The organism is Caballeronia temeraria, from assembly GCF_001544795.2.
Classification (GTDB): Bacteria; Pseudomonadota; Gammaproteobacteria; order Burkholderiales; family Burkholderiaceae; genus Caballeronia; species Caballeronia temeraria.
Genome location: NZ_FCOI02000005.1, coordinates 247,811 through 266,960, shown reverse-complemented (window position 1 = coordinate 266,960; position 19,150 = coordinate 247,811). Strand labels below are relative to the sequence as shown.

The 19,150-nt window shown below is 62.1% G+C and carries 16 protein-coding genes; 11 read left to right on the top strand and 5 right to left on the bottom strand.

Annotation, left to right across the window (positions count from 1 at the left end):
- The first annotated feature begins 205 nt into the window (after nucleotides 1-205).
- On the top strand, nucleotides 206-2,548 hold the full coding sequence (locus AWB76_RS10500) for a type VI secretion system Vgr family protein (RefSeq protein ID WP_061160076.1): 2,343 nt from the start codon (nucleotides 206-208) through the stop codon (nucleotides 2,546-2,548).
- A 155-nt stretch (nucleotides 2,549-2,703) separates the two neighbouring features.
- Complete coding sequence (locus tag AWB76_RS10495; protein ID WP_061160075.1) at nucleotides 2,704-4,275, top strand: SH3 domain-containing protein; 1,572 nt, start codon at nucleotides 2,704-2,706, stop codon at nucleotides 4,273-4,275.
- A gap of 177 nt (nucleotides 4,276-4,452) precedes the next feature.
- Here AWB76_RS10495 and AWB76_RS10490 read toward each other — a convergent pair whose 3' ends face one another.
- On the bottom strand, nucleotides 4,453-5,403 hold the full coding sequence (locus tag AWB76_RS10490; protein WP_061160074.1) for a M23 family metallopeptidase: 951 nt from the start codon (nucleotides 5,401-5,403) through the stop codon (nucleotides 4,453-4,455).
- A gap of 434 nt (nucleotides 5,404-5,837) precedes the next feature.
- Between AWB76_RS10490 and AWB76_RS10485 the strand changes: the two genes are divergently transcribed.
- From AWB76_RS10485 to AWB76_RS10475, 3 genes are all read left to right on the top strand, one after another.
- The gene (locus AWB76_RS10485) at nucleotides 5,838-6,353 is read left to right on the top strand and encodes an OmpA family protein (RefSeq protein ID WP_061160073.1); all 516 of its coding nucleotides are present in this window, start codon (nucleotides 5,838-5,840) and stop codon (nucleotides 6,351-6,353) included.
- A 134-nt stretch (nucleotides 6,354-6,487) separates the two neighbouring features.
- On the top strand, nucleotides 6,488-6,763 hold the full coding sequence (locus AWB76_RS10480) for a putative hemolysin (protein WP_061160072.1): 276 nt from the start codon (nucleotides 6,488-6,490) through the stop codon (nucleotides 6,761-6,763).
- Nucleotides 6,764-6,949: 186 nt separating this feature from the next.
- Complete coding sequence (locus AWB76_RS10475) at nucleotides 6,950-8,401, top strand: aldehyde dehydrogenase family protein (RefSeq protein ID WP_061160071.1); 1,452 nt, start codon at nucleotides 6,950-6,952, stop codon at nucleotides 8,399-8,401.
- Between the two features lie 90 nt (nucleotides 8,402-8,491).
- Here the strand turns inward: AWB76_RS10475 and AWB76_RS10470 are convergent, their stop codons facing one another.
- The gene (locus AWB76_RS10470) at nucleotides 8,492-8,830 is read right to left on the bottom strand and encodes a hypothetical protein (RefSeq protein ID WP_061160070.1); all 339 of its coding nucleotides are present in this window, start codon (nucleotides 8,828-8,830) and stop codon (nucleotides 8,492-8,494) included.
- A 97-nt stretch (nucleotides 8,831-8,927) separates the two neighbouring features.
- A complete protein-coding gene (locus AWB76_RS10465; RefSeq protein ID WP_061160186.1) occupies nucleotides 8,928-9,872 on the bottom strand; it encodes a LysR family transcriptional regulator in 945 nt (314 codons plus the stop codon).
- Nucleotides 9,873-10,352: 480 nt separating this feature from the next.
- On the opposite strand from AWB76_RS10465, the gene oxlT reads away from it, so the two are divergent.
- The 5 genes from oxlT (at nucleotide 10,353) to AWB76_RS10440 (ending at nucleotide 14,860) form a co-directional block, all read left to right on the top strand.
- Nucleotides 10,353-11,684 carry an oxalate/formate MFS antiporter gene (oxlT, locus tag AWB76_RS10460; RefSeq protein WP_061160069.1) on the top strand — a complete coding sequence of 444 codons (1,332 nt, stop codon included), beginning with the start codon at nucleotides 10,353-10,355 and terminating at the stop codon, nucleotides 11,682-11,684.
- On the top strand, nucleotides 11,681-12,616 hold the full coding sequence (locus AWB76_RS10455) for a LysR family transcriptional regulator (RefSeq protein WP_061160068.1): 936 nt from the start codon (nucleotides 11,681-11,683) through the stop codon (nucleotides 12,614-12,616). The genes oxlT and AWB76_RS10455 overlap by 4 nt, the downstream gene beginning before the upstream one ends.
- Nucleotides 12,617-12,777: 161 nt before the next feature.
- Nucleotides 12,778-13,791, top strand: a complete 1,014-nt coding sequence (locus tag AWB76_RS10450; RefSeq protein WP_061160067.1) for a 2-dehydropantoate 2-reductase — start codon at nucleotides 12,778-12,780, stop codon at nucleotides 13,789-13,791.
- A gap of 114 nt (nucleotides 13,792-13,905) precedes the next feature.
- Complete coding sequence (locus AWB76_RS40800) at nucleotides 13,906-14,127, top strand: hypothetical protein (RefSeq protein WP_061160066.1); 222 nt, start codon at nucleotides 13,906-13,908, stop codon at nucleotides 14,125-14,127.
- On the top strand, nucleotides 14,117-14,860 hold the full coding sequence (locus AWB76_RS10440; RefSeq protein ID WP_061160065.1) for a GntR family transcriptional regulator: 744 nt from the start codon (nucleotides 14,117-14,119) through the stop codon (nucleotides 14,858-14,860). The genes AWB76_RS40800 and AWB76_RS10440 overlap by 11 nt, the downstream gene beginning before the upstream one ends.
- A 65-nt stretch (nucleotides 14,861-14,925) precedes the next feature.
- Here AWB76_RS10440 and sucD read toward each other — a convergent pair whose 3' ends face one another.
- Nucleotides 14,926-15,798, bottom strand: a complete 873-nt coding sequence (sucD, locus tag AWB76_RS10435; RefSeq protein WP_061160064.1) for a succinate--CoA ligase subunit alpha — start codon at nucleotides 15,796-15,798, stop codon at nucleotides 14,926-14,928.
- The gene (sucC, locus tag AWB76_RS10430; protein WP_061160063.1) at nucleotides 15,795-16,997 is read right to left on the bottom strand and encodes an ADP-forming succinate--CoA ligase subunit beta; all 1,203 of its coding nucleotides are present in this window, start codon (nucleotides 16,995-16,997) and stop codon (nucleotides 15,795-15,797) included. The genes sucD and sucC overlap by 4 nt, the downstream gene beginning before the upstream one ends.
- 355 nt (nucleotides 16,998-17,352) lie before the next feature.
- On the opposite strand from sucC, the gene AWB76_RS10425 reads away from it, so the two are divergent.
- Nucleotides 17,353-19,119, top strand: a complete 1,767-nt coding sequence (locus AWB76_RS10425; RefSeq protein WP_061160062.1) for a thiamine pyrophosphate-binding protein — start codon at nucleotides 17,353-17,355, stop codon at nucleotides 19,117-19,119.
- Nucleotides 19,120-19,150: the final 31 nt, after the last annotated feature.

Here is a 19,150-nt window from a genome sequence, read left to right as displayed (position 1 = left end):
CTTAAGTTGGCTAACTAATTGAATTCCCGAAAGTTGAGTTGATATGATCGATATCGCTGCTCCTAAGCAGGAATTTTGTCGGTCAAAATAATATGTATTGGCCCTTTCTGAATGTCGGCGCTCGTACACGACAGGCTGCGTCTCCGAACAGGGTTGTCCCAAGGGTTGCCGTTAAGAAAGCGGCTTGAGTTCAGGGGTTCTTTGCATGTCCATGGTTTTGCCATCGCAAGCGTACGTCCTACAGATCAAACCGCAGCCTGCTCCTATCTCAATACTCAGGTTCAATGGCGAGACGGAGATTAGCGAGCTTTACAGGTTCAACATCGAGTTCACGAGCGCGGTTGCCGATATTCCGATGGAACAAGTCGTTGGGCGGCCCGCGATCTTCACCATCGCGCCCATCGATCCCGATGAAGCCTATTTGCAGCAGATGTTCGGCGAACGCTGGAAGGACTTTAGCAAGGTTTCGCCGCCCAGCGTGACGCACGGCGTGATCGACAAGTTCGAGACGCTGAGCACGTCTGCCGACGAGACGCGTTATCGCGTTACGCTGGTGCCGAAGATCGCGGAATTGGCGCGAGGACGCAAATCCCGATTGTTCCAGAAACAGTCCGTCGTCGAGATCGTCACCGATACATTGCGCCACTACGGCTATCGCCTCGGCGTCGATTTCGATTTCAAGGCTTTGCGGGGCACATATAAGCGGCTTGAATACGAGACTCAGTTCTACGAGACGACGTTCGCCTTCATTCAGCGCATCTGCGCCGAAGCCGGCATCTGGTTCCGTTTCGAGCAGAAGAGCGATCGCACGGTCATCATCTTCGGGGATGATCTGGATGCGTATGCCCGCAAACAGCGGGTGGTGCCGTATCGCAGCCACTCGGGGCTTGAAAGTGCGGGTGCGGAGTCGATCCGCTCGCTTCGAACGATCACGCAGCGCGTGCCCGAAGCGGTGCAGTTGAACGACTACAACCATCGTCAGGCGGACGTCAATCTGCTGGTCGAAGAGAACACCGCGCGCGCCGACAAGACCACCGACGGGGTAGACGGCACGTGGGGCGAACATTACGAAACGCTGGAAGAAGGCCGTCAGATTGCGCGTCTGCGTCATGAGGCCTACATCGCCACGCAGATCAGCTATCGCGGTCGTGGCAATCCGTTTTCGCTGGAAGTGGGCGAGGTGATCCGGCTGGACGTCAATCCCAAGGATGCGCCCAACGGGCTGTTCATCACGTCGATGCGCTGCGGCGGTGGACGGGGCGTGTCGTACTGGAACAACTTTCGCGCGATTCCGGCGGATCGCCGGTGGCGCACGAGCATCGATTCGATCAAACGGCCTAAAGCTGAAGGCATTTGGCCGGCCAGGGTGGATTCGCCCGGGAATTATCACTACGGCTATCTGGACGAAAAAGGGCGGTACGTCGTCAAGATGCCGTTCGATCTGGATGAGTGGAGTCCGGGTGGCGCGAGTCGTCCGATCCGGATGGCGAAGCCCTATGCCGGCGCCGACTACGGGCATCACATGCCGCTTATTCACGGTACCGAGGTCGCACTCATTTTCACGGCGCAGGACCCGAACAGACCCGTGATCGTGGGTTCGCTCCATGACAGCCTGAATCCGGACCTCGTCAACAACCTGAATAACACCCGGAATCTCATCCGCACGGCTGCGCAGAACGAACTGCGCATGGAGGATAAGGAGAATTTCGAGCATATCCACCTGACCACGCCGTTCCAGACGAGCGAGTTGAATCTGGGGCATATGGTCGATGAGGAGCGCAAGGAGCGGGGGCGCGGTGCGGAGTTGCGAAGCGATGAGCACGTAGCGGTCCGGGGCGGAAAAGGCGTGTTGTTGTCAGCGGAGCCTCAGCCGAACTCCAGCGGTCAACAACTCGCAATGCAGGATGCAGATGCGACATTCAGCCAAGCTCGGGATCTATTGCGCTCGCTCAACGATTCCGCTAACACAGCCAAAGCGTGGCTCGCGGAAGTCGATCAGCAACGTTCGCTCATCGAGGAGAAGCTGACGAAACTGGGCAGGCCAGTTTTGATCGCAACCGCGCCAGACGGGCTGGGTATTGCGAGCGGAGAGCAAGTGCAGGTTGCGTCTCGCAAGCAGATGTTCGTGACGTCGGGCGAGGGTCTCGACATTGGCGCATTCAAACGTATCACGGTGGCGGCCGGCGAAGCGCTATCGTTCTTCGCGGCAAAGCTGGGAATCCGTCTTTTTGCCGCAAAAGGGAAGGTGCAAATCCAAGCTCAGAGCGACGCGCTGGAACTGTTGGCCATGCAAGGCATGGTAATGAGTTCTGCTGATGGAGATGTCACGATTACCGGGCACAAGGGCGTGACGATTGGTGATGGATCGGGGGCCTACATCAAGTTGTCGGGGGGCAAGATTACGCTTGGCAGTCCTGCGGGTGAGATCGAGGTGAAGGGCAATCTCACCATCGGTGGTGCCGATGGCGGAAGCTTCACATTCCCGTCCTGGTCTGACACGCCGGTGCAGGACATCAAGAACCCGATCTCCTTTGGATTTTCCGAATAAGTATCGAAATGGCAACTACAGCACCTTCTACGCGACCCGCCTCGGCACCACAGCCTGCCTCCGCGCCGAACCCCGCTTCTGGTGGTCAACGCAATGCGCCTGCAGCCCCTGGTAGCGCACCGCGAGCCACGCCGCCAGACACAAAGGTCAAGCAGTTGTCGTTTGCATTCCCTTTCCTGAAGAAGGGGGCGCGCGAGACGGACGCGTCGAGCAAATTCACCGACGAACAAGAGATTTACGAACTGCTGGCAGAGAGAGAACAGGGCGGTAGTTTTTTGGTGAGCAAGAACGGGTTTTGGCACGGCGGCATTCACATCACCGAGAGCGGCGCGGGCAGCAAGCTGGATCTCAAGCAAGGCGTCCGATGCATTGCGGATGGCCACATCATCGCTTACCGGGTGAACCGGACCTATCCCGTGAGTCAGCTCGGGAGCGTGCAAGCGCCCTATAGCACCGGATTCTCCTTGGTGCGCCATACGATGGAGTTTCCGAAAGGCACGAAGCTGACGTTCTATAGCTTGTACATGCATCTGCAAGCGTATGAGGAGTACGAGCACGACGCGAGCAAAGCCAAGCCAGCGTATCTGTCCGCACTCGCGCAGTACAAGGTCAGCTCCTATGCGCAGGACAAACCCGATCCGAGCCGAACCGGGCAGGCGCCGGACGCTGGCCAGCAGGGTTTGAAAGTGCGCAGCGGTCCAAAGGCGGGACATAGGGAAAGTGCACCGCTTGGCATTCTGCCGCAGGGCACCTCTGTGAGTATCGGTGATCGGCAGCATGGCTGGGGCAAGATCACCGATGTGCATGGCGCGCAGCCGTATGCGGCCAAGGTGGGAGAAGTCCCACCGGCTACAGCGGTGGGTGGGTGGATTTTCATGGGTAACGAGAACGGTGGTCCTGTCGTTCAGGAGGTCATGCCCGAGGATGCTTTCGATCGCGTGGTGAGCACTGTGTCGCCGTCCGGCAGTGCAGGCGATGCGAATGCGCAGGGCATTGCCGTGAAGGCTGGCGATCTGATGGGGCATCTTGGGCGGTTCGACTCGTTAAACGCGAACTCGTCTTCAACGACGCGCATGGCGCACATCGAAGTCTTCTGCGACGAGAGCGTGAAGTCGTTCATCGAGCAGGGCAGAACGTGGGTTGGTTCGCATAGCGCGCATCCGGATGACTGGAAGCCGTTGGGACTTTCTTGCGAGCCGACGCTGTTGCGTATCGCGGAGGGGACGAAGCTGTATCGCAACGCGGAGCAGGCGGGTGCCGAGCCGCCGGTGACGGGCGTGGTGCAGCGGTGGTCGCTGGCTGAATTAGCGCGCGATAGGAGCCGGCAGCATCCCGAAGCGACGGCCGATCGAAGCGGACGCAAGCCGAACTGGTGGCGTGTGAGCAGCGCGGATCAGCGAGGTCAGGCGATCGAAGGTTGGGTGCGGGAGGATAGCCATCCAGGTGGTGGGCGAGTGACGCGTGAGTTTGCCCAGAAGTGGGTTGACTTCGAGTGCATTGATGGAGCACATGATCCGGCGCACACGATATTTGCGACAACCAAGGCGTGGGTATCGACCGTGATGTTCCCGTCCGGCGATGCGCGTGTGCGATTCGAACTACGTGGCGTGCCAACGCCGGGCATCACGGACATGAAGCTGATCGCTTTCCATCAGCGCGATGCGTTGATCAGGGGTAAGAAACACGTTACATCCTTCCCGTCGTGCGGGACGCAGGCTCTGGGATGACGAGGGAACGATTGACGCCGTGGCGGTGCGTGAATCGCATGAAATAAAAATTCTGGTCAATCCGGCATCAGCGTCCCATCAGACAAGACTTAAACATCCGTAGCGTTGCATCGCCGCACGCAATTTGTGACGCCTGCGTGATCCACGAGACCGTCGCGCCTGCCCCTGCATCACGCATCACGCATTCGATGCTCGCGCAAATAGCGCGAGATAGTCGGCCGGATTCAGCGGCTGCCCGCCCGCGCGTATCTCGAAATGCAAGTGGGGGCCTGTCGAGCGACCGGTCGATCCGACCGTCGCGATTGCCTGACCCGGTTCCACCCGCTGGCCGACGCGCACCTCGATCTTCGATGCATGACCGTAGCGCGTGATGAAGCCATTGCCGTGATCGATCTCGACGGTGTTGCCGTAGCCCGGCATCGGTCCGGCGTAGATCACACGGCCGCTCGCCGCCGCGAGGATGGGCGTACCCGTCGGGGCAACCAGGTCTATGCCCGGATGAAAACTCAGGTAGCCCGTGAATGGGTCGAGGCGATTGCCAAACGGAGAACTGGTGCGCGCGGACTCGATCGGCCGGCGGCCCGGGAAGGCGTCCCACGCCGCCTCGTGCTGCGCCACACCGTGTTCGAGCGTGGCGAGTGTCGTCGCCAGACAGTCGAGTTCGTCGCGGGTGACTTGCGGGTCCGGACGCGCGCTGGCCGTGTGGCAGGGCCGGGGCGGCAGTTCGGGGCCACCTTCGGCGTTGCTATAGGATTGTCGCGCCGACTTCGCCGCCGCTGCGCTGCCGGCGGTGGAGCGCGAGGTTTGCGCGCGCAGACGTTGATCGAACGTGTTGAGCGTGTCGAGTTGCGCGGCGAGGCGCTCGGCACGCGCATCCAGCGATGCGTTCGCGGCCTGCAGGCGCGCGATCTCGGGCGCCGTGTACGGCGATGCGGCGGCGCGAACCGTCGAAGATTTCAAAGGCTCGCGGCGGCCGCGCAGCGCCGGACTGCCGAGGTGTCCCAACGCAAGGCCGCCCGCCAGCGCCAGGACGACCGCCGAGCAGGCGGCGCCGATGATCGTGCGCAGCGCGCCGCGCCGCATCACGATATACACATCGTTTTTCGAGCGCGAAACGACTGAGCCCATCCTCATCTCCCTGCATCGGTTTGATTTTGAGATGGTAGTGACGCGTCAGATCGTCTCCTATCGGACAAGTCGGATAAATTCGAGATAGTCGATGTGAGCTGGTCCGCATCTCGCGGAGCGGCGATTCACGGTTGTGTCGCAATTTTCCGCGCACATGACGACGCATTTGCGGTCGTGCTCGAACGCGGCTCGCAGCCGCACCATTGGGACCGCTCGCTTCTCATGTCCCGCGTCATTGTCAAAAATCTTCACGTAGCACATCGGCCGCACGATTGCGATTTGCATCCCTGCTAGAGTTGAGCGCCACGTGTAGCAATCGTCGGTAATCGGTTGATAAGGAAAGCAAATCTCATCGGCAACGACGCTTACTTCGATCCGGTGCTCACCGTCGATTCGCTTTCGTTCTCACTTCTACATCAACAAAGCAGGAAACTATGAAGTTTGCATTCTCTCTTACCACTTGCGCGCTCTCTATCGCATTGCTGGCGGGTTGCGCCACGGGTCCCGACCGCGACAAGGAGGTCGCGCTCAATCAACAAGTCGGCATCGAGGTGACGCAGACCAGCGAAGGCGTGCAGGTGCGCTTGCCGGACCGGGTTCTGTTCGACTTCGACAAATCGGCGCTGCGCAGCGATTCGACTCCGGCAATCCAGCGCGCGGTCGTGCTGCTCAAGCGCAGCAAGAAGCTCGTGATCGTCGAAGGTCACACGGATAACACGGGCACGCATGAATACAACCAGGCGTTGTCGGAAGAGCGCGCGCAGACGGTGGCGGGCGCGCTGCAACAGCGTGGCATCGCGCCGTCGCGCATCACGACGAAAGGCTTCGCCTTTGACCGGCCCGCTGCAAGCAACGACACGCCTGCAGGACAAGCGAAGAATCGCCGCACGGACATCGTCGTGATCGGTGAATCGGTCGATGCCGTCATGGGCAAGCAGGCAACGCGCTGATCGTTGCAAAAAGTGGGGTGCGCGAACACGCGCTCCGGAAAAGGCATGACCGGCTCACGATGGCGGTCATGCCCGGTAGGCCGACTCGCCCAATGCCGAAAGGCCAAACTGTTCAACGCTACAGGAATATCGAGATGAAGCGAACCTTCGCTACCGTGCTTGCCGGTTTGACTATCGCTGCCGGATTCGCGTTGTGTTTGTCGTCGTGCACGTCCGAGGCGCAGGACAAGCCGGTCCCGCAGCGGGCGGGATTGGCCAACCCGGCATCTGTCAGCTGCATCCAGCGTGGCGGGACGTTGCAGATCGTCGATTCGCCTCAAGGCCAAATCGGCATCTGCCGTTTCCCCAATGGACGACAGTGCGAAGAATGGGCTCTCCTGCGCGGCGAATGCTCGCCGGATACTAAGTAAAGCGAAAGAAATCGCGGCGACGCCGAATCGGCAATTGCCCGGCCAGCCCGATCCCCGCGCATGATGTCCAGCACGCTATATCCGTCCATACATTCCGCTCTATATAAACAATAAAAATGTTTTGCTTTCATTGATGCTTTTTCTCCCGCAACATGAAGTGATTCTTAAAAGCACATGGAGCGAGACATGGAAAGCACCGCGGACTTGAAGCGCTACGAATTGCTGATCAACGGCGAGTTTGTCCCGCCGAGCGGAGGCGAGTATTCGACGAACCTCGACCCGTCGAACGAAAACCCTATCGCCTACGTGGCGCAGGGCACCTCCGCCGATGTCGACCGGGCCGTGCAGGCGGCACGCGCCGCGCTGAAGCCGTGGAACGCGATCCGTGCCGCGGAGCGCGGCCGAATCCTGATGAAACTTGCCGATCTGCTGCGCGAAAATCAGGAAGAACTTGCCGCGCTCGAAAGTCTCGACGCCGGTAAGCCGATTTCCGGCGTCCAGCGCCAGGACGTGCCCGCCGCCATCGATACGCTTGCGTACTACGCCGGCTGGTGCGACAAGATCAACGGACAGGTGGTGCCCGCGCGCCCGGACGCGCTGACTTACACCGTGCGCGAGCCGGTCGGCGTCGTCGCGGCGATCGTTCCGTGGAATTTTCCGCTGATGATCGGCATGTGGAAGATCGCGCCCGCGCTCGCCTGCGGCTGCACGCTGATTGTGAAGCCGGCCGAAATCACGCCGCTCTCCGCGCTGATGGTCGGGCGGCTCGCGCTCGAAGCAGGCGTGCCGCCGGGCGTGCTGAACATCGTGACCGGCAAGGGTTCGGTCGTCGGCGACTCGCTCGTCGCGCATCCGGGCGTCGACAAGGTGACGTTTACCGGTTCGCCGTCCGTCGGCCGCGGCATCCTGCAGGGCGCGGCGGGCAACTTCAAGCGCGTGACGCTCGAACTCGGCGGCAAGTCCGCCAACGTGATTTTCGCGGACGCGAACATCGACGGCGCCGTGCGCGCGGCCGCATCGGGCATCTTCTTCAACGCCGGTCAGGTCTGCTCGGCCGGCTCGCGCATTCTCGCCCAGCGCGCGGTCTATGACGAAGTTGTCGAACGCCTTGCCCAGCGCGCGCAGACGATCAAGCTCGGCGACCCGTCCAGACGCGAAACCAATATGGGCCCGCTCATTTCCGCGAAGCAGATGAAAAGCGTGCTGGACTACGTGGACATCGGCAGAGGCGAGGGCGCGTCGCTCGTGACGGGCGGAAAGCGTTCCGGCGAGCGCGGCTATTTCGTCGAGCCAACGGTGTTCGCGAACGTCGAACATGAGATGCGCATCTCGCAGGAGGAAATCTTCGGGCCGGTGGCGAGCGTGATTCCCTTCGACGATGAAGCCGACGCGCTGCGCATCGCCAACGGCACCGCGTACAGTCTCGCCGCGGGCGTGTGGAGCGCGGATATCGGCCGCGTGCATCGCATGGCGGCGGAACTGAAGGCGGGCACGGTCTGGGTCAATACCTACGGCTTCACCGATGTGCGTCTGCCGTGGGGCGGCGGCGGCGATTCGGGCTTCGGCCGCGAACATGGCGATGTCGCCATCGAGAATTTCACCGAGCCGAAGGCGGTCTGGGTCGCGCTGACGCCCTGAGTCGCATGCGCGCCGCGGGCAACCGCGGCGCAAGCAAAAAGAAAAGGGCGGTCCGTCTGATCGGACCGCCCTATATATGAGAAGGAACTGTCAGACGCGCGCCGTTTCCTCGTTGCGCGCCCGCCAAAGCCGCGCTCGCTGCGTGCTGTCTTCATATTGAACCGTGTTTTGCCGGCAGGCTTCGATCGTCGAATTCTTGCGCTCGACGATCGCCTGGCAGAGAAACTCCGCGCTGTATGCCTTCAAAAGATGCGGAGAATGGGTTCCGATGTACTGCGCAATCTTCCCGTAATCGCTATCCGCCGATGCCAGCGAGCGATAGGTTTGCGCATCCCAACGGAACATCAGGTCGAGTTCTTCGAAAGCGGTATTGAACGCGCAGACTTGCGCCTGAACTTCGCGGTCTTCGTCGTGCTTTGCGTGGATCATGATCGTCTCCTGTATGGCCGTGGGGCTTGAATGCAGGATAGGAAAGTCGATCCATATACGACAGTTAAACTTTTTTCGCTTATCTATTCAGTAAACATTATGCGTTGGGTTTGCCGGTCTTCGCGACGATTTGCGTGATCGCTTCGATCTGCGCCGCGCCTTCCTCGATCAAGAACTGCTTGAACGCGAGCGCCACGGGCGGCAGCCGCTTGTTGTTCCGGTGCACGACGAACCAGTTGAGCATCACCGGAAAGCCTTCGATGTCGAGCACGGCCAGTTTGCCGACCTGCAGCTCCATGCTGATCGTGTGGGCGGACAGAAAGCTCACACCCATTCCGGCGATCACCGCCTGCTTGATCGTCTCGGTGCTGGTGATCTCCATCGACACGTTCAGGTTCGGAAGCCGGCCGCCGAATCCTTCTTCCATCGAATTCCACGTGTCCGAGCCGCGCTCGCGGACGATGAACGGCTCCTCGGCCAGTGCTTCGAGCGGCATGTTCCTGCGTCCGACGAGCGGATGATCCGGCGGCGCGACGATCACGTACGGATGCGGTGCAAAAGAGACGTTCACCGTGTCCATATCGCGCGGCGGCCGGACCATCACGGCGAGATCGGTGAGATTGTCCGACAGTTGATGCAGCAGTTCTTCGCGGTTGTGTACCGCGAGATTGAGCCGGACATCGGTGTTGCGCTGCGTGAATGCGGCGAGCAGACGCGGGAAAAAATAATCGCCCGCGCTGATCACCGCGACGTTGAGCGTTCCGCCCGCGATGCCCTTGAGCCGCGCCATCGCATCGTCGGCTTCTCGAAACTGCTCGAGAATCGCCCGGCTGTAGTGAAGCATTTCATTTCCGGCCGGCGTGAGGTAGATTTTCTTGCCCAACTGCTCGAAAAGCGGCAAGCCGGCGTGCTCCTCCAGTTGCTTCACCTGCGTCGAAACCGCGGGCTGGGTGAGGTAAAGCTCTTCGGCGGCGCGAGAAAAACTCAGCCGCCGGGCCACGGTTTCGAAGATCTTCAGTTGGCGCAGGGTGGCGTTACGCAGCACGGCAATCCCTCATCCATTAACGATTGCTAATTTATACAATAATTTTTTCTAACTTTCCTTAATCGTTTTTCTCCCCCACGATGCTTTCACGTCCCCAAAAGTTGTAAGGCGGACAGTCGCGGAAGGCACGAACGGCCATGCTAAACCCCAGGCATCGGTCAGCATTTCGCGTAGCATCACGAGCACGCATCTCGCAGCACACGAAGCCTGCAAAGGCCGCATCAACCATCCGGACTCTATTGGGAATCGCTTGACATGATTCTTCGATCGCCTGAAGCGGATGCTTGCCAGATGTGCGAATCGATCGCCCACTTCAAAACGCGCGACATGCGCAATACCCGCGACCGGCGGCCTCAAGCCCATGCCGCCCGGAGCGAGCATTTCCCCTGACCGACCGCTCGCCGCCGACGCACCGCGCCGGTTTCTCGCAGCACACCAAGCGCCGCACGAGCGCTGGAAAACATAACGGAGACAGACATGGCAAGCGCAGACACGGTTGTGTCCGGGCAATCGCACGGGCGTCACCACAACAGATGGTTCCAGCTCACGATCGGCATCCTATGCATGGGGCTGGTCGCCAACCTGCAGTACGCATGGACCCTTTTCGTCGTTCCGATGGATGCAAAACACCATTGGGGCCAGGCGGCGATTCAAACGGCTTTCACCATCTTCATCGTCACCGAAACGTGGCTCGTGCCTGTCGAAGGCTGGCTCGTCGATAAATTCGGGCCGCGGCCGGTCGTCATCGGCGGTTCGATCTGCGCGGCGCTCGGCTGGATCATCGATGCCCACGCGACGAGCCTCGTCCATCTGTACATCGCGGCCGTGGTCGCGGGGGTGGGCGCCGGTTGCGTGTACGGCACCTGCGTCGGCACGGCGCTCAAGTGGTTCCCGGACAAGCGCGGTCTCGCGGCGGGCCTGACCGCGGCGGGCTTTGGCGCGGGCGCGGCCGTCACCGTGATTCCGATTTCCAACATGATCCAGAGCTCGGGCTACGAGCACGCGTTCATGTTCTTCGGCATCCTGCAGGGCGTGTGCATCTTCGTGCTCGCGTTGATGCTGGTGCGCCCGAATCCGCCGAAGGGCATCGTGCCGGCCAAACGCATCGTGTCGACGAAGATCGACTACACGACAGGACAGATGGTGCGCTCGCCGCTCTTCTGGGTGCTGTATCTGATGTTCGTGTTCGTCGCGGCGGGCGGCGTGATCGCGACCGCGCAGTTCGGGCCGATCGCCAAGGAATACGGATTCGCGAAGATGCCGGTGAACCTGCTCGGCGTGACGCTGCCGCTGCTCGCGATGACGCTCTCGATCGACAATCTGTGCAACGGCTTCACGCGACCGCTGTGCGGCTTCATCTCCGACAAGATCGGCCGCGAGAACACGATGTTCATCATCTTTCTGGGTGAAGGCGTCGCGCTGCTCGGGCTGATGGAGTTCGGCCACAACCCGTATCTCTTCATGCTGTTCGCGGCGATGACCTTCCTGTGCTGGGGCGAGATCTTCTCGATCTTCCCGGCGACCTGCGCCGATACCTTCGGCAGCAAGTACGCCGCGGCCAACGCGGGCACGCTGTACACGGCGAAAGGCACGGCGTCGATGCTGGTGCCGCTCGCCTCGGTGCTCGCGTCGATCGGTTCGTGGAACGCGGTGTTCATCACGGCAGCGGTGACGTCGATCGCGGCGGGACTGTGCGCCAAGTTCGTGCTCGCGCCGATGAGAAAGCGCTGGATCGAAAACACGCTCGAGGAAGCATCGAGCGAAACGTCGTCGATCAACGCGTCGCTGCGGACCGGCTCGATTCAATGAAAGACGACGCGCGATCGTTGAGCGTATCGCTGCATCAACTGAGGTTGTTCGTCACCCTCGCGCGGCATCGCAGCTTCACGCGCGCGGGCGACGACTTCGGCATCACACAATCGGCGGTCAGCCGCAGCATCCGCGAACTCGAAGACGAAATCGCGCTGCGGCTCTTCGATCGCACCACGCGCCAGGTCGCGCTCACCGACACCGGCCGCAAGCTGCTCGCGCGCATCGCACCGCTCGTCGAGGAACTGGAGGCGACGTTGCGGCCGCGCGCGCAGGAGGGCGGCGAGCCGGGCGTCGTGAATCTCGCGAGCAGTTGCGGTCTCACGGCGAGCGTGCTGCCGGCGATGCTCGCCGCGTGCCGCGAGCGTCTGCCGGATATCACGGTCGTCGTGATGGACCGGCCGCAGAACGCCGTGCTGCAACTCGTGCGTTCGGGCGAGGCGGAGCTGGGCGTCGTCGTCGCGCCCGAGAATCTCGACGAACTTGCCGCTGAGCCGCTTTTCGCCGATGGTTTCGCGGCCGTCGTCGGCGCGTCGCATCGGCTGGGCGCGGCGGCGCGCATCGACTGGCATCAGTTGCGCGGCACGCCGCTTCTCCTTCTCGACGACGACACCGGCAGTCTCGGCGCCATCGAGGCCGCGCTCGCGCTGCACGGCGTAAGCGGCGCCGTGCGCCAGAAACTGACGCAAGCCGCCGCGGTCGCGCGCATGGCGGCGTCGGGCCTCGGCGTCGGCATCCTGCCGATGCATGTGCGCATCGCCTGCGAGACGGCACAGGCGCGTTTCATCCCGCTCGTGCCGGAGACCTCGCGCACGATCATGCTCGTGCGGCGCAAGAACCGCGCATTGCGCGCGAGCGCGGCGAGCGTGTGGTCACACATCGTTTCGTCCTCGTCGCATACTCTGATCTCGGGTCAGGCTGTCGAAGCCTGACCCAAACCCTTCCTTTCGACATCCGAAACCCGCGGTGCCTTTCGCGCATGCGGGTTTTCGCTCGTCCGCAAGCGCACGATTCGCCTTGTCCTGTCTGCACTCGGAATGTAGTATCTTGTATATCAGAAGGCTATAACGCGATAACCCTCAGGAGACGAACCATGAAAATCTGCGTGTACGGCGCCGGCGCGATCGGCGGCTATATGGGTGCGCAACTGGCCCGCGCCGGTGCGGACGTCAGTTTCGTCGCGCGCGGGCCGCATCTCGCGGCGATGCAGGCGAACGGCGTCAAGCTTCGGATCGACGGCGAGGAGCACACGGTCAAGGTGCGCTGCACGAACAATCCCGCCGAACTCGGCCCGCAGGATTACGTGATCATCGCGTTGAAGGCGCATTCGATTCCTGGCGTCGTCGATCTGATTCCGCCGCTGCTCGGCCCGGAAACGGCCATCGTCACGGCAGTGAACGGTCTGCCTTACTGGTACTTCTACAAGCACGGCGGTGAGCTCGAAGGCACGAAGCTGCAAAGCGTCGATCCGGGCGGTCGCCAGTGGGACGTGTTCGGTCCGGAGCGCGCGATCGGCTGCGTGCTGCTGCCGGCGGCGGAGATCGCGGAGCCGGGCGTCATCGAGCATCACTACGGCAAGAAATTCCCGATCGGCGAGCCGAGCGGCGAGATCACGCCGCGTCTGCAGGCGCTGCACGACATGATGGCGAAGGCGGACATGGAAGCGCCGATGCGCGACAACATCCGCGACGAAATCTGGCTGAAGCTCTGGGGCAATCTGTGCTTTAACCCCATCAGCGCGCTCACCGGCGCGACGCTCGACGTGCTGACGAGCGACCCCGGCACGCGGGCGCTCTCGAAGGCGATGATGCTGGAGGCGAAGGCGATCGGCGACAAGATCGGCGTGAACTTCCGCGTCGACGTGGAGCGGCGCATCAACGGCGCGGGCGCGGTCGGCGCGCACAAGACGTCGATGCTGATGGACTGCGAAGCCGGACGCCCGATGGAAATCGATCCGCTGATGACCGTCGTGCAGGAAATCGGCCGTCTGGTGCATGTCGAAACGCCGATGCTCGATGCGGTTCTCGCATTGATCAAACTGCGCGAGGGCGTGAACCAGGGCACGGCGAAGGCGCTGCCGCTCCCGCAATCTCAAAAAGCCGCCTAAACTGCAGACGAAGGCACCAGCGTTGTTTCTGATATACAAGATGCAAAATATGTTGCGCGCTGTTGCGTTGCAACATATAATGAGGGCTCTTGAGTGATTTAACCGGAGCCTGAGATGAGCATCGCCCTGTTGGTTGTTGTCGGATTCGCGCTGGTTGCCGTGGGTGCGGGTGTTACGTTTATGATTGCGTCGGCGGTGCCGCAGAGCATGCTGCAGCGCGCACAGGATCACGGTCGCTTCGCCGGACTCGCGGCGGAAGACCAGAACGGCGGTTCGGGCAAGCGTGTCGACGCTGGCCGTCCGCACTTGGGAAATCAAGCCATCAATGCCATCTGATACTCAATCCGTAGACAGGCCGGAAGTTCGCCCTGAGGTCCGTCCGTCGGGGCTGACGCTTTCGCTGGAGCCGATCAACGCCACGGTTTCGCTGCGCGATCAGGCGTACGCGAAACTGCGGCAGGCGATCGCCGAGGCGGACATCTATCGTTCGCGGGAAGAAATCCGTCTCGACGAGAAAGAGCTGACCGAAGCGCTCGGCGTGTCGCGCACGCCGATCCGCGAGGCCATGACATTGCTCGAGCAGGAAGGGTTTCTGCGCACGGTGCCGCGCCGCGGCGTCTATATCTTGCGCAAGACCAAGCGCGAGATCGTCGAGATGATCCATATGTGGGCGGCGCTGGAGAGCATGGCGGCGCGCCTCGCGACGCAGCGCGCGACGGACGAGGAAATCGCCCATCTGCGCCACATGTTCGACAATTTCCGCGACTCGACGCCCGCCGAGCATATCGACGAGTATTCGGAAGCGAATATCGCGTTCCATTCGGCGATCGTGCGGCTGGCGAAGTCGGAAATCATCTTCGACACGATCAAGAACATCTTCGTGCACGTGCGCGCCATCCGTAAGATGACGATCTCGCAGAGCGACCGGGCGTCGCGCTCGATCGTCGATCACATGCGGATCATCGAGGCGCTGGAGAAGCGGGACACGGAGCTGGTCGAGCGGCTCGTGAAGCAGCATTCGCTGGATCTGGCGGCGTTCGTCGAGGCGAATTGCGACTTTCTGGACTGATGCGGGATTGATGGCTTAGTACCAGTAGAAGAGGCCGCGTGGCGTTTGCCGCGCGGCCTTTCTTTTTAGCGCATCGCGCGCACCATCGTTTCGCCGAGCGCGGCCGGCGAATCGGCGACGTGAATGCCCGCCGACTTCATCGCGTCGATCTTCGCGCCGGCGGTGCCCGAGCCGCCCGAAATGATCGCGCCCGCGTGGCCCATGCGGCGTCCCGGCGGCGCGCTCGTCCCGGCGATGAACCCGACCACCGGCTTTTTCGTCTTCGCGTCCTTCAGGAATTGCGCGGCCTCTTCTTCCGCCGACCCGCCGATCTCGCCGATCATGATGATGCCTTCGGTCGCGTCGTCTTCCAGAAAGAGCGACAGACAGTCGATGAAGTTCGTCCCGTTCACCGGATCGCCGCCGATGCCGATGCACGTCGTCTGCCCGAGCCCCGCCGCGGTCGTCTGCGCGACGGCTTCATAGGTCAGCGTCCCCGAGCGCGACACCACGCCGATCTTCCCCGGACGATGGATATGCCCCGGCATGATGCCGATCTTGCATTGCCCTGGCGTGATGACGCCCGGACAGTTCGGCCCGACGAGCCGGCTCGCCGAACCGCCGAGCGCGCGCTTGACGCGCACCATGTCGAGCACCGGAATGCCTTCCGTGATGCAGACGATGAACGGCACCTGCGCATCGATGGCTTCGAGAATCGCATCGGCGGCGAAGGGCGGCGGCACGTAGATCACGGAGGCATCGGCGCCGGTTTTCGCGACCGCATCGGCGACGGTGTCGAACACCGGCAGATCCAGATGCGTCGTGCCGCCTTTGCCCGGCGTTACGCCGCCGACCATGCGCGTGCCGTACGCGATCGCCTGCTCGGAGTGAAACGTGCCCTGTGCGCCGGTGAAGCCCTGGCAGATCACCTTGGTGTTTTTGTCGATGAGAACGCTCATTTAGCGGCTCCTTGAGCGACGGCGCTGACGATCTTGTCGGCAGCATCGGCGAGATTGTCGGCGGGGATGATGGTGAGACCGGACGTGCGCAGAATCTCGCGGCCCGCATCGACATTCGTGCCCGCGAGGCGCACGACGAGCGGCACGCCCAGATCGATCTCGCGCGCGGCCGCGACCACGCCTTGCGCGATCACGTCGCAGCGCATGATGCCGCCGAAGATGTTGACGAGAATCCCGCGCACTTTCGGATCGCGCAGAATCAGCTTGAACGCGGTCGCGACGCGTTCCTGCGTCGCGCCGCCGCCGACGTCGAGAAAGTTCGCCGGCTCGCCGCCGTAGAGCTTGATGATGTCCATCGTGGCCATCGCGAGGCCCGCGCCGTTCACCATGCAGCCGATGTTGCCGTCGAGCTTCACATAATTGAGGCCGTGCTTCGCCGCTTCGATTTCGGCCGGATCTTCCTCGTCCTCGTCGCGCAGCTTTTCGATATCCGGATGCCGATAGAGCGCGTTGTCGTCGAAATTGAGCTTGGCGTCGAGCGCCATGACATCGCCCGAACCGGTCACGACGAGCGGATTCACTTCGACGATCGACGCGTCCAGATCGACGAACGCCTGATACAGCGCCGTGATGAACTTCGACGCAGCCTTGATCTGATTGCCGGAGAGACCGAGCCCGAACGCGATCTGGCGCGTGTGAAACGGCTGCAGGCCCGTCGCCGGATCGATCGCGACCTTGAGAATCTTCTCCGGCGTGCGATGCGCGACTTCCTCGATCTCCATGCCGCCTTCCGTCGACGCCATGATCGTGATGCGCGACGTGGCGCGATCCACCAGCATGCCGAGATACAGCTCCCGTGCGATATCGCAGCCTTCCTCGATGTAGAGCCGCTTCACTTCCTTGCCCGCCGGCCCGGTCTGCTTCGTGACGAGCACCGACGCGAGCATCTTCTGCGCGTTTTCACGCACGTCGTCCACCGACTTCACGACGCGCACGCCGCCTTTTCCGTCCGGATCGTTGGCAAAACGCCCCGCGCCGCGCCCGCCCGCGTGAATCTGCGACTTCACGACCCACACGGGTCCGGGTAGCGCGCGGGCCGCATCGGCGGCTTCCTGCGCGGAGAAGGCGACACGGCCTTCCGGCACGGCAACGCCGTACTTTCGCAGCAGCGCTTTCGCCTGGTACTCGTGGATGTTCATTGCGTCTCCTGATGTCCTCTGATGGGAATGAGCGAGCCGGAAAAAGCATCGTCGATGGCACGCTGAAATACTGTATATCAGATTTCAAGGCGAACAAAAAACTTTCGTCGAGTGGTCGCGTGTGAGGTTTGGCAACGCCGGAAGAAGTACAGCGGTTGACGCGATGCAAAATGAGAAACCGCCAACGCCACACATGACAGGCATTTCAACGCATCGTGCAGTGCATCACAGGGTTTTCATCGATCGGTCTACAGTTGACTAATACTGTGTGTGGAATATTGTATATCACAGCAACCGGCACGCAGCGCGACGTTCCGGGATCGCACACACAACCCCCATCGAGGAGGAGACAACAATGTCCGAAGTCGTCAGCAGCCGCCCTGAAGTCGCTCCAGCCACCACCACCGCCGATGACACGCTGAAGCAGAAGACCCGCGGCGCGGGCGTCGTTTCGGGCGGCCATCTGGTCGCCCGTGCTTTGAAGAACGAAGGCGTCGATACGATCTTCACGCTGTGCGGCGGCCACATCATCGATATTTACGACGGTTGCGTCGACGAAGGCATCCGCATCATCGACGTGCGCCACGAGCAGGTCGCCGCCCACGCCGCCGACGGCTACGCGCGTCAGACCGGCAAGCTCGGCTGCGTCGTGACGACGGCCGGTCCCGGATGCACGAACGCGGTGACGGGCGTCGCCACGGCGTTCCGCTCGGAAAGCCCGATCATCCATATCGGCGGGCAGGGCGCGCTGACGCAGCACAAGATGGGCTCGCTGCAGGATCTGCCGCATGTCGACATGATGGCGCCGATCACCAAGTTCGCCGCGACCGTGCCGAGCACCGAGCGCGTCGCCGACATGATCTCGATGGCCGCCCGCGAAGCCTTCAACGGCGCGCCCGGCCCGGCGTATCTGGAAATTCCGCGCGACGTGCTCGACCGTGAAATCGACGTCACCAAAGCCGTGATTCCTCAGCCGGGCCGCTATCGCGCGTCGACGAAATCGGTCGGCGATCCGGCTTCCATCGAACAGCTCGCCGATCTGCTCGTGAATTCCGAGCGCCCGGCGATTCTCTACGGCCAGCAAGTGTGGACCGCGCGCGGCCACGAAGAAGCGATCGCGCTCCTGCGCGGCCTCGACATTCCCGGCTATTTCAACGGCGCGAGCCGCGGCCTCTTGCCGCCGGGCGATCCGCATCACTTCGACCGCACGCGCTCGCAGGCCTTCGCGAAGGCGGATCTGATCGTGATCGTCGGCACGCCGTTCGATTTCCGCATGGGCTACGGCAAGCGCATTAGCAAGGATCTGAAGCTGGTGCAGATCGACATGGATTACCGCACGGTCGGCAAGAATCGCGATATCGATCTGGGCCTCGTCGGCGATCCGGGCGCGATTCTCGGCGCGGCGCTGCAGGCGGCGAGCGGGCGTCTGAAGAACGACAAGCGCCAGGCGCGCCAGAAGTGGATGCAGGAACTCACGGCGCTGGAAGAAACCGCCACGGCCAAGCTGATGCCGCTCTTTACGTCCGATGCCAGCCCGATCCATCCATATCGCGTCGCGCACGAGATCAACCAGTTCCTGTCCGACGACACGATCTACATCGGCGACGGCGGCGATGTCGTGACGATTTCCGCGCAGGCCGTGCGTCCGCGCCGCCCCGGCCAGTGGATGGACCCGGGCGCGCTCGGCTCGCTCGGCGTCGGCACGGGCTTTGCGATTGCGGCGGGGCTTGCCAATCCGGAGAAAGAAGTGCTTTGCTATTACGGCGACGGCGCGTTCTCCATGACGTCTTTCGACATGGAAACCGCGAACCGCTTCGGCGTGCCGTATATCGCGGTGATCGGCAACAACTCCGCGATGAACCAGATCCGCTACGGCCAGCTCGCGAAGTACGGCGAAGAGCGCGGCAACGTGGGCAATCTGCTGTCGGATGTGCCGTATGGCCGCTTCGCCGAAATGCTCGGCGGCTACGGCGAGGAAGTGCGCGAAGCGTCAAAGATCGCGGGCGCGTTGCAGCGGGCGCGCGAGTCGATCGCGAAGACGGGCAAGAGCGCGGTCATCAACATCTGGGTCGATCCGACTGTCTACGCGCCCGGCACGATGGCGCAGACGATGTACAAATAAATGTGAACCTATAAACGTCGTAAGAGAGATT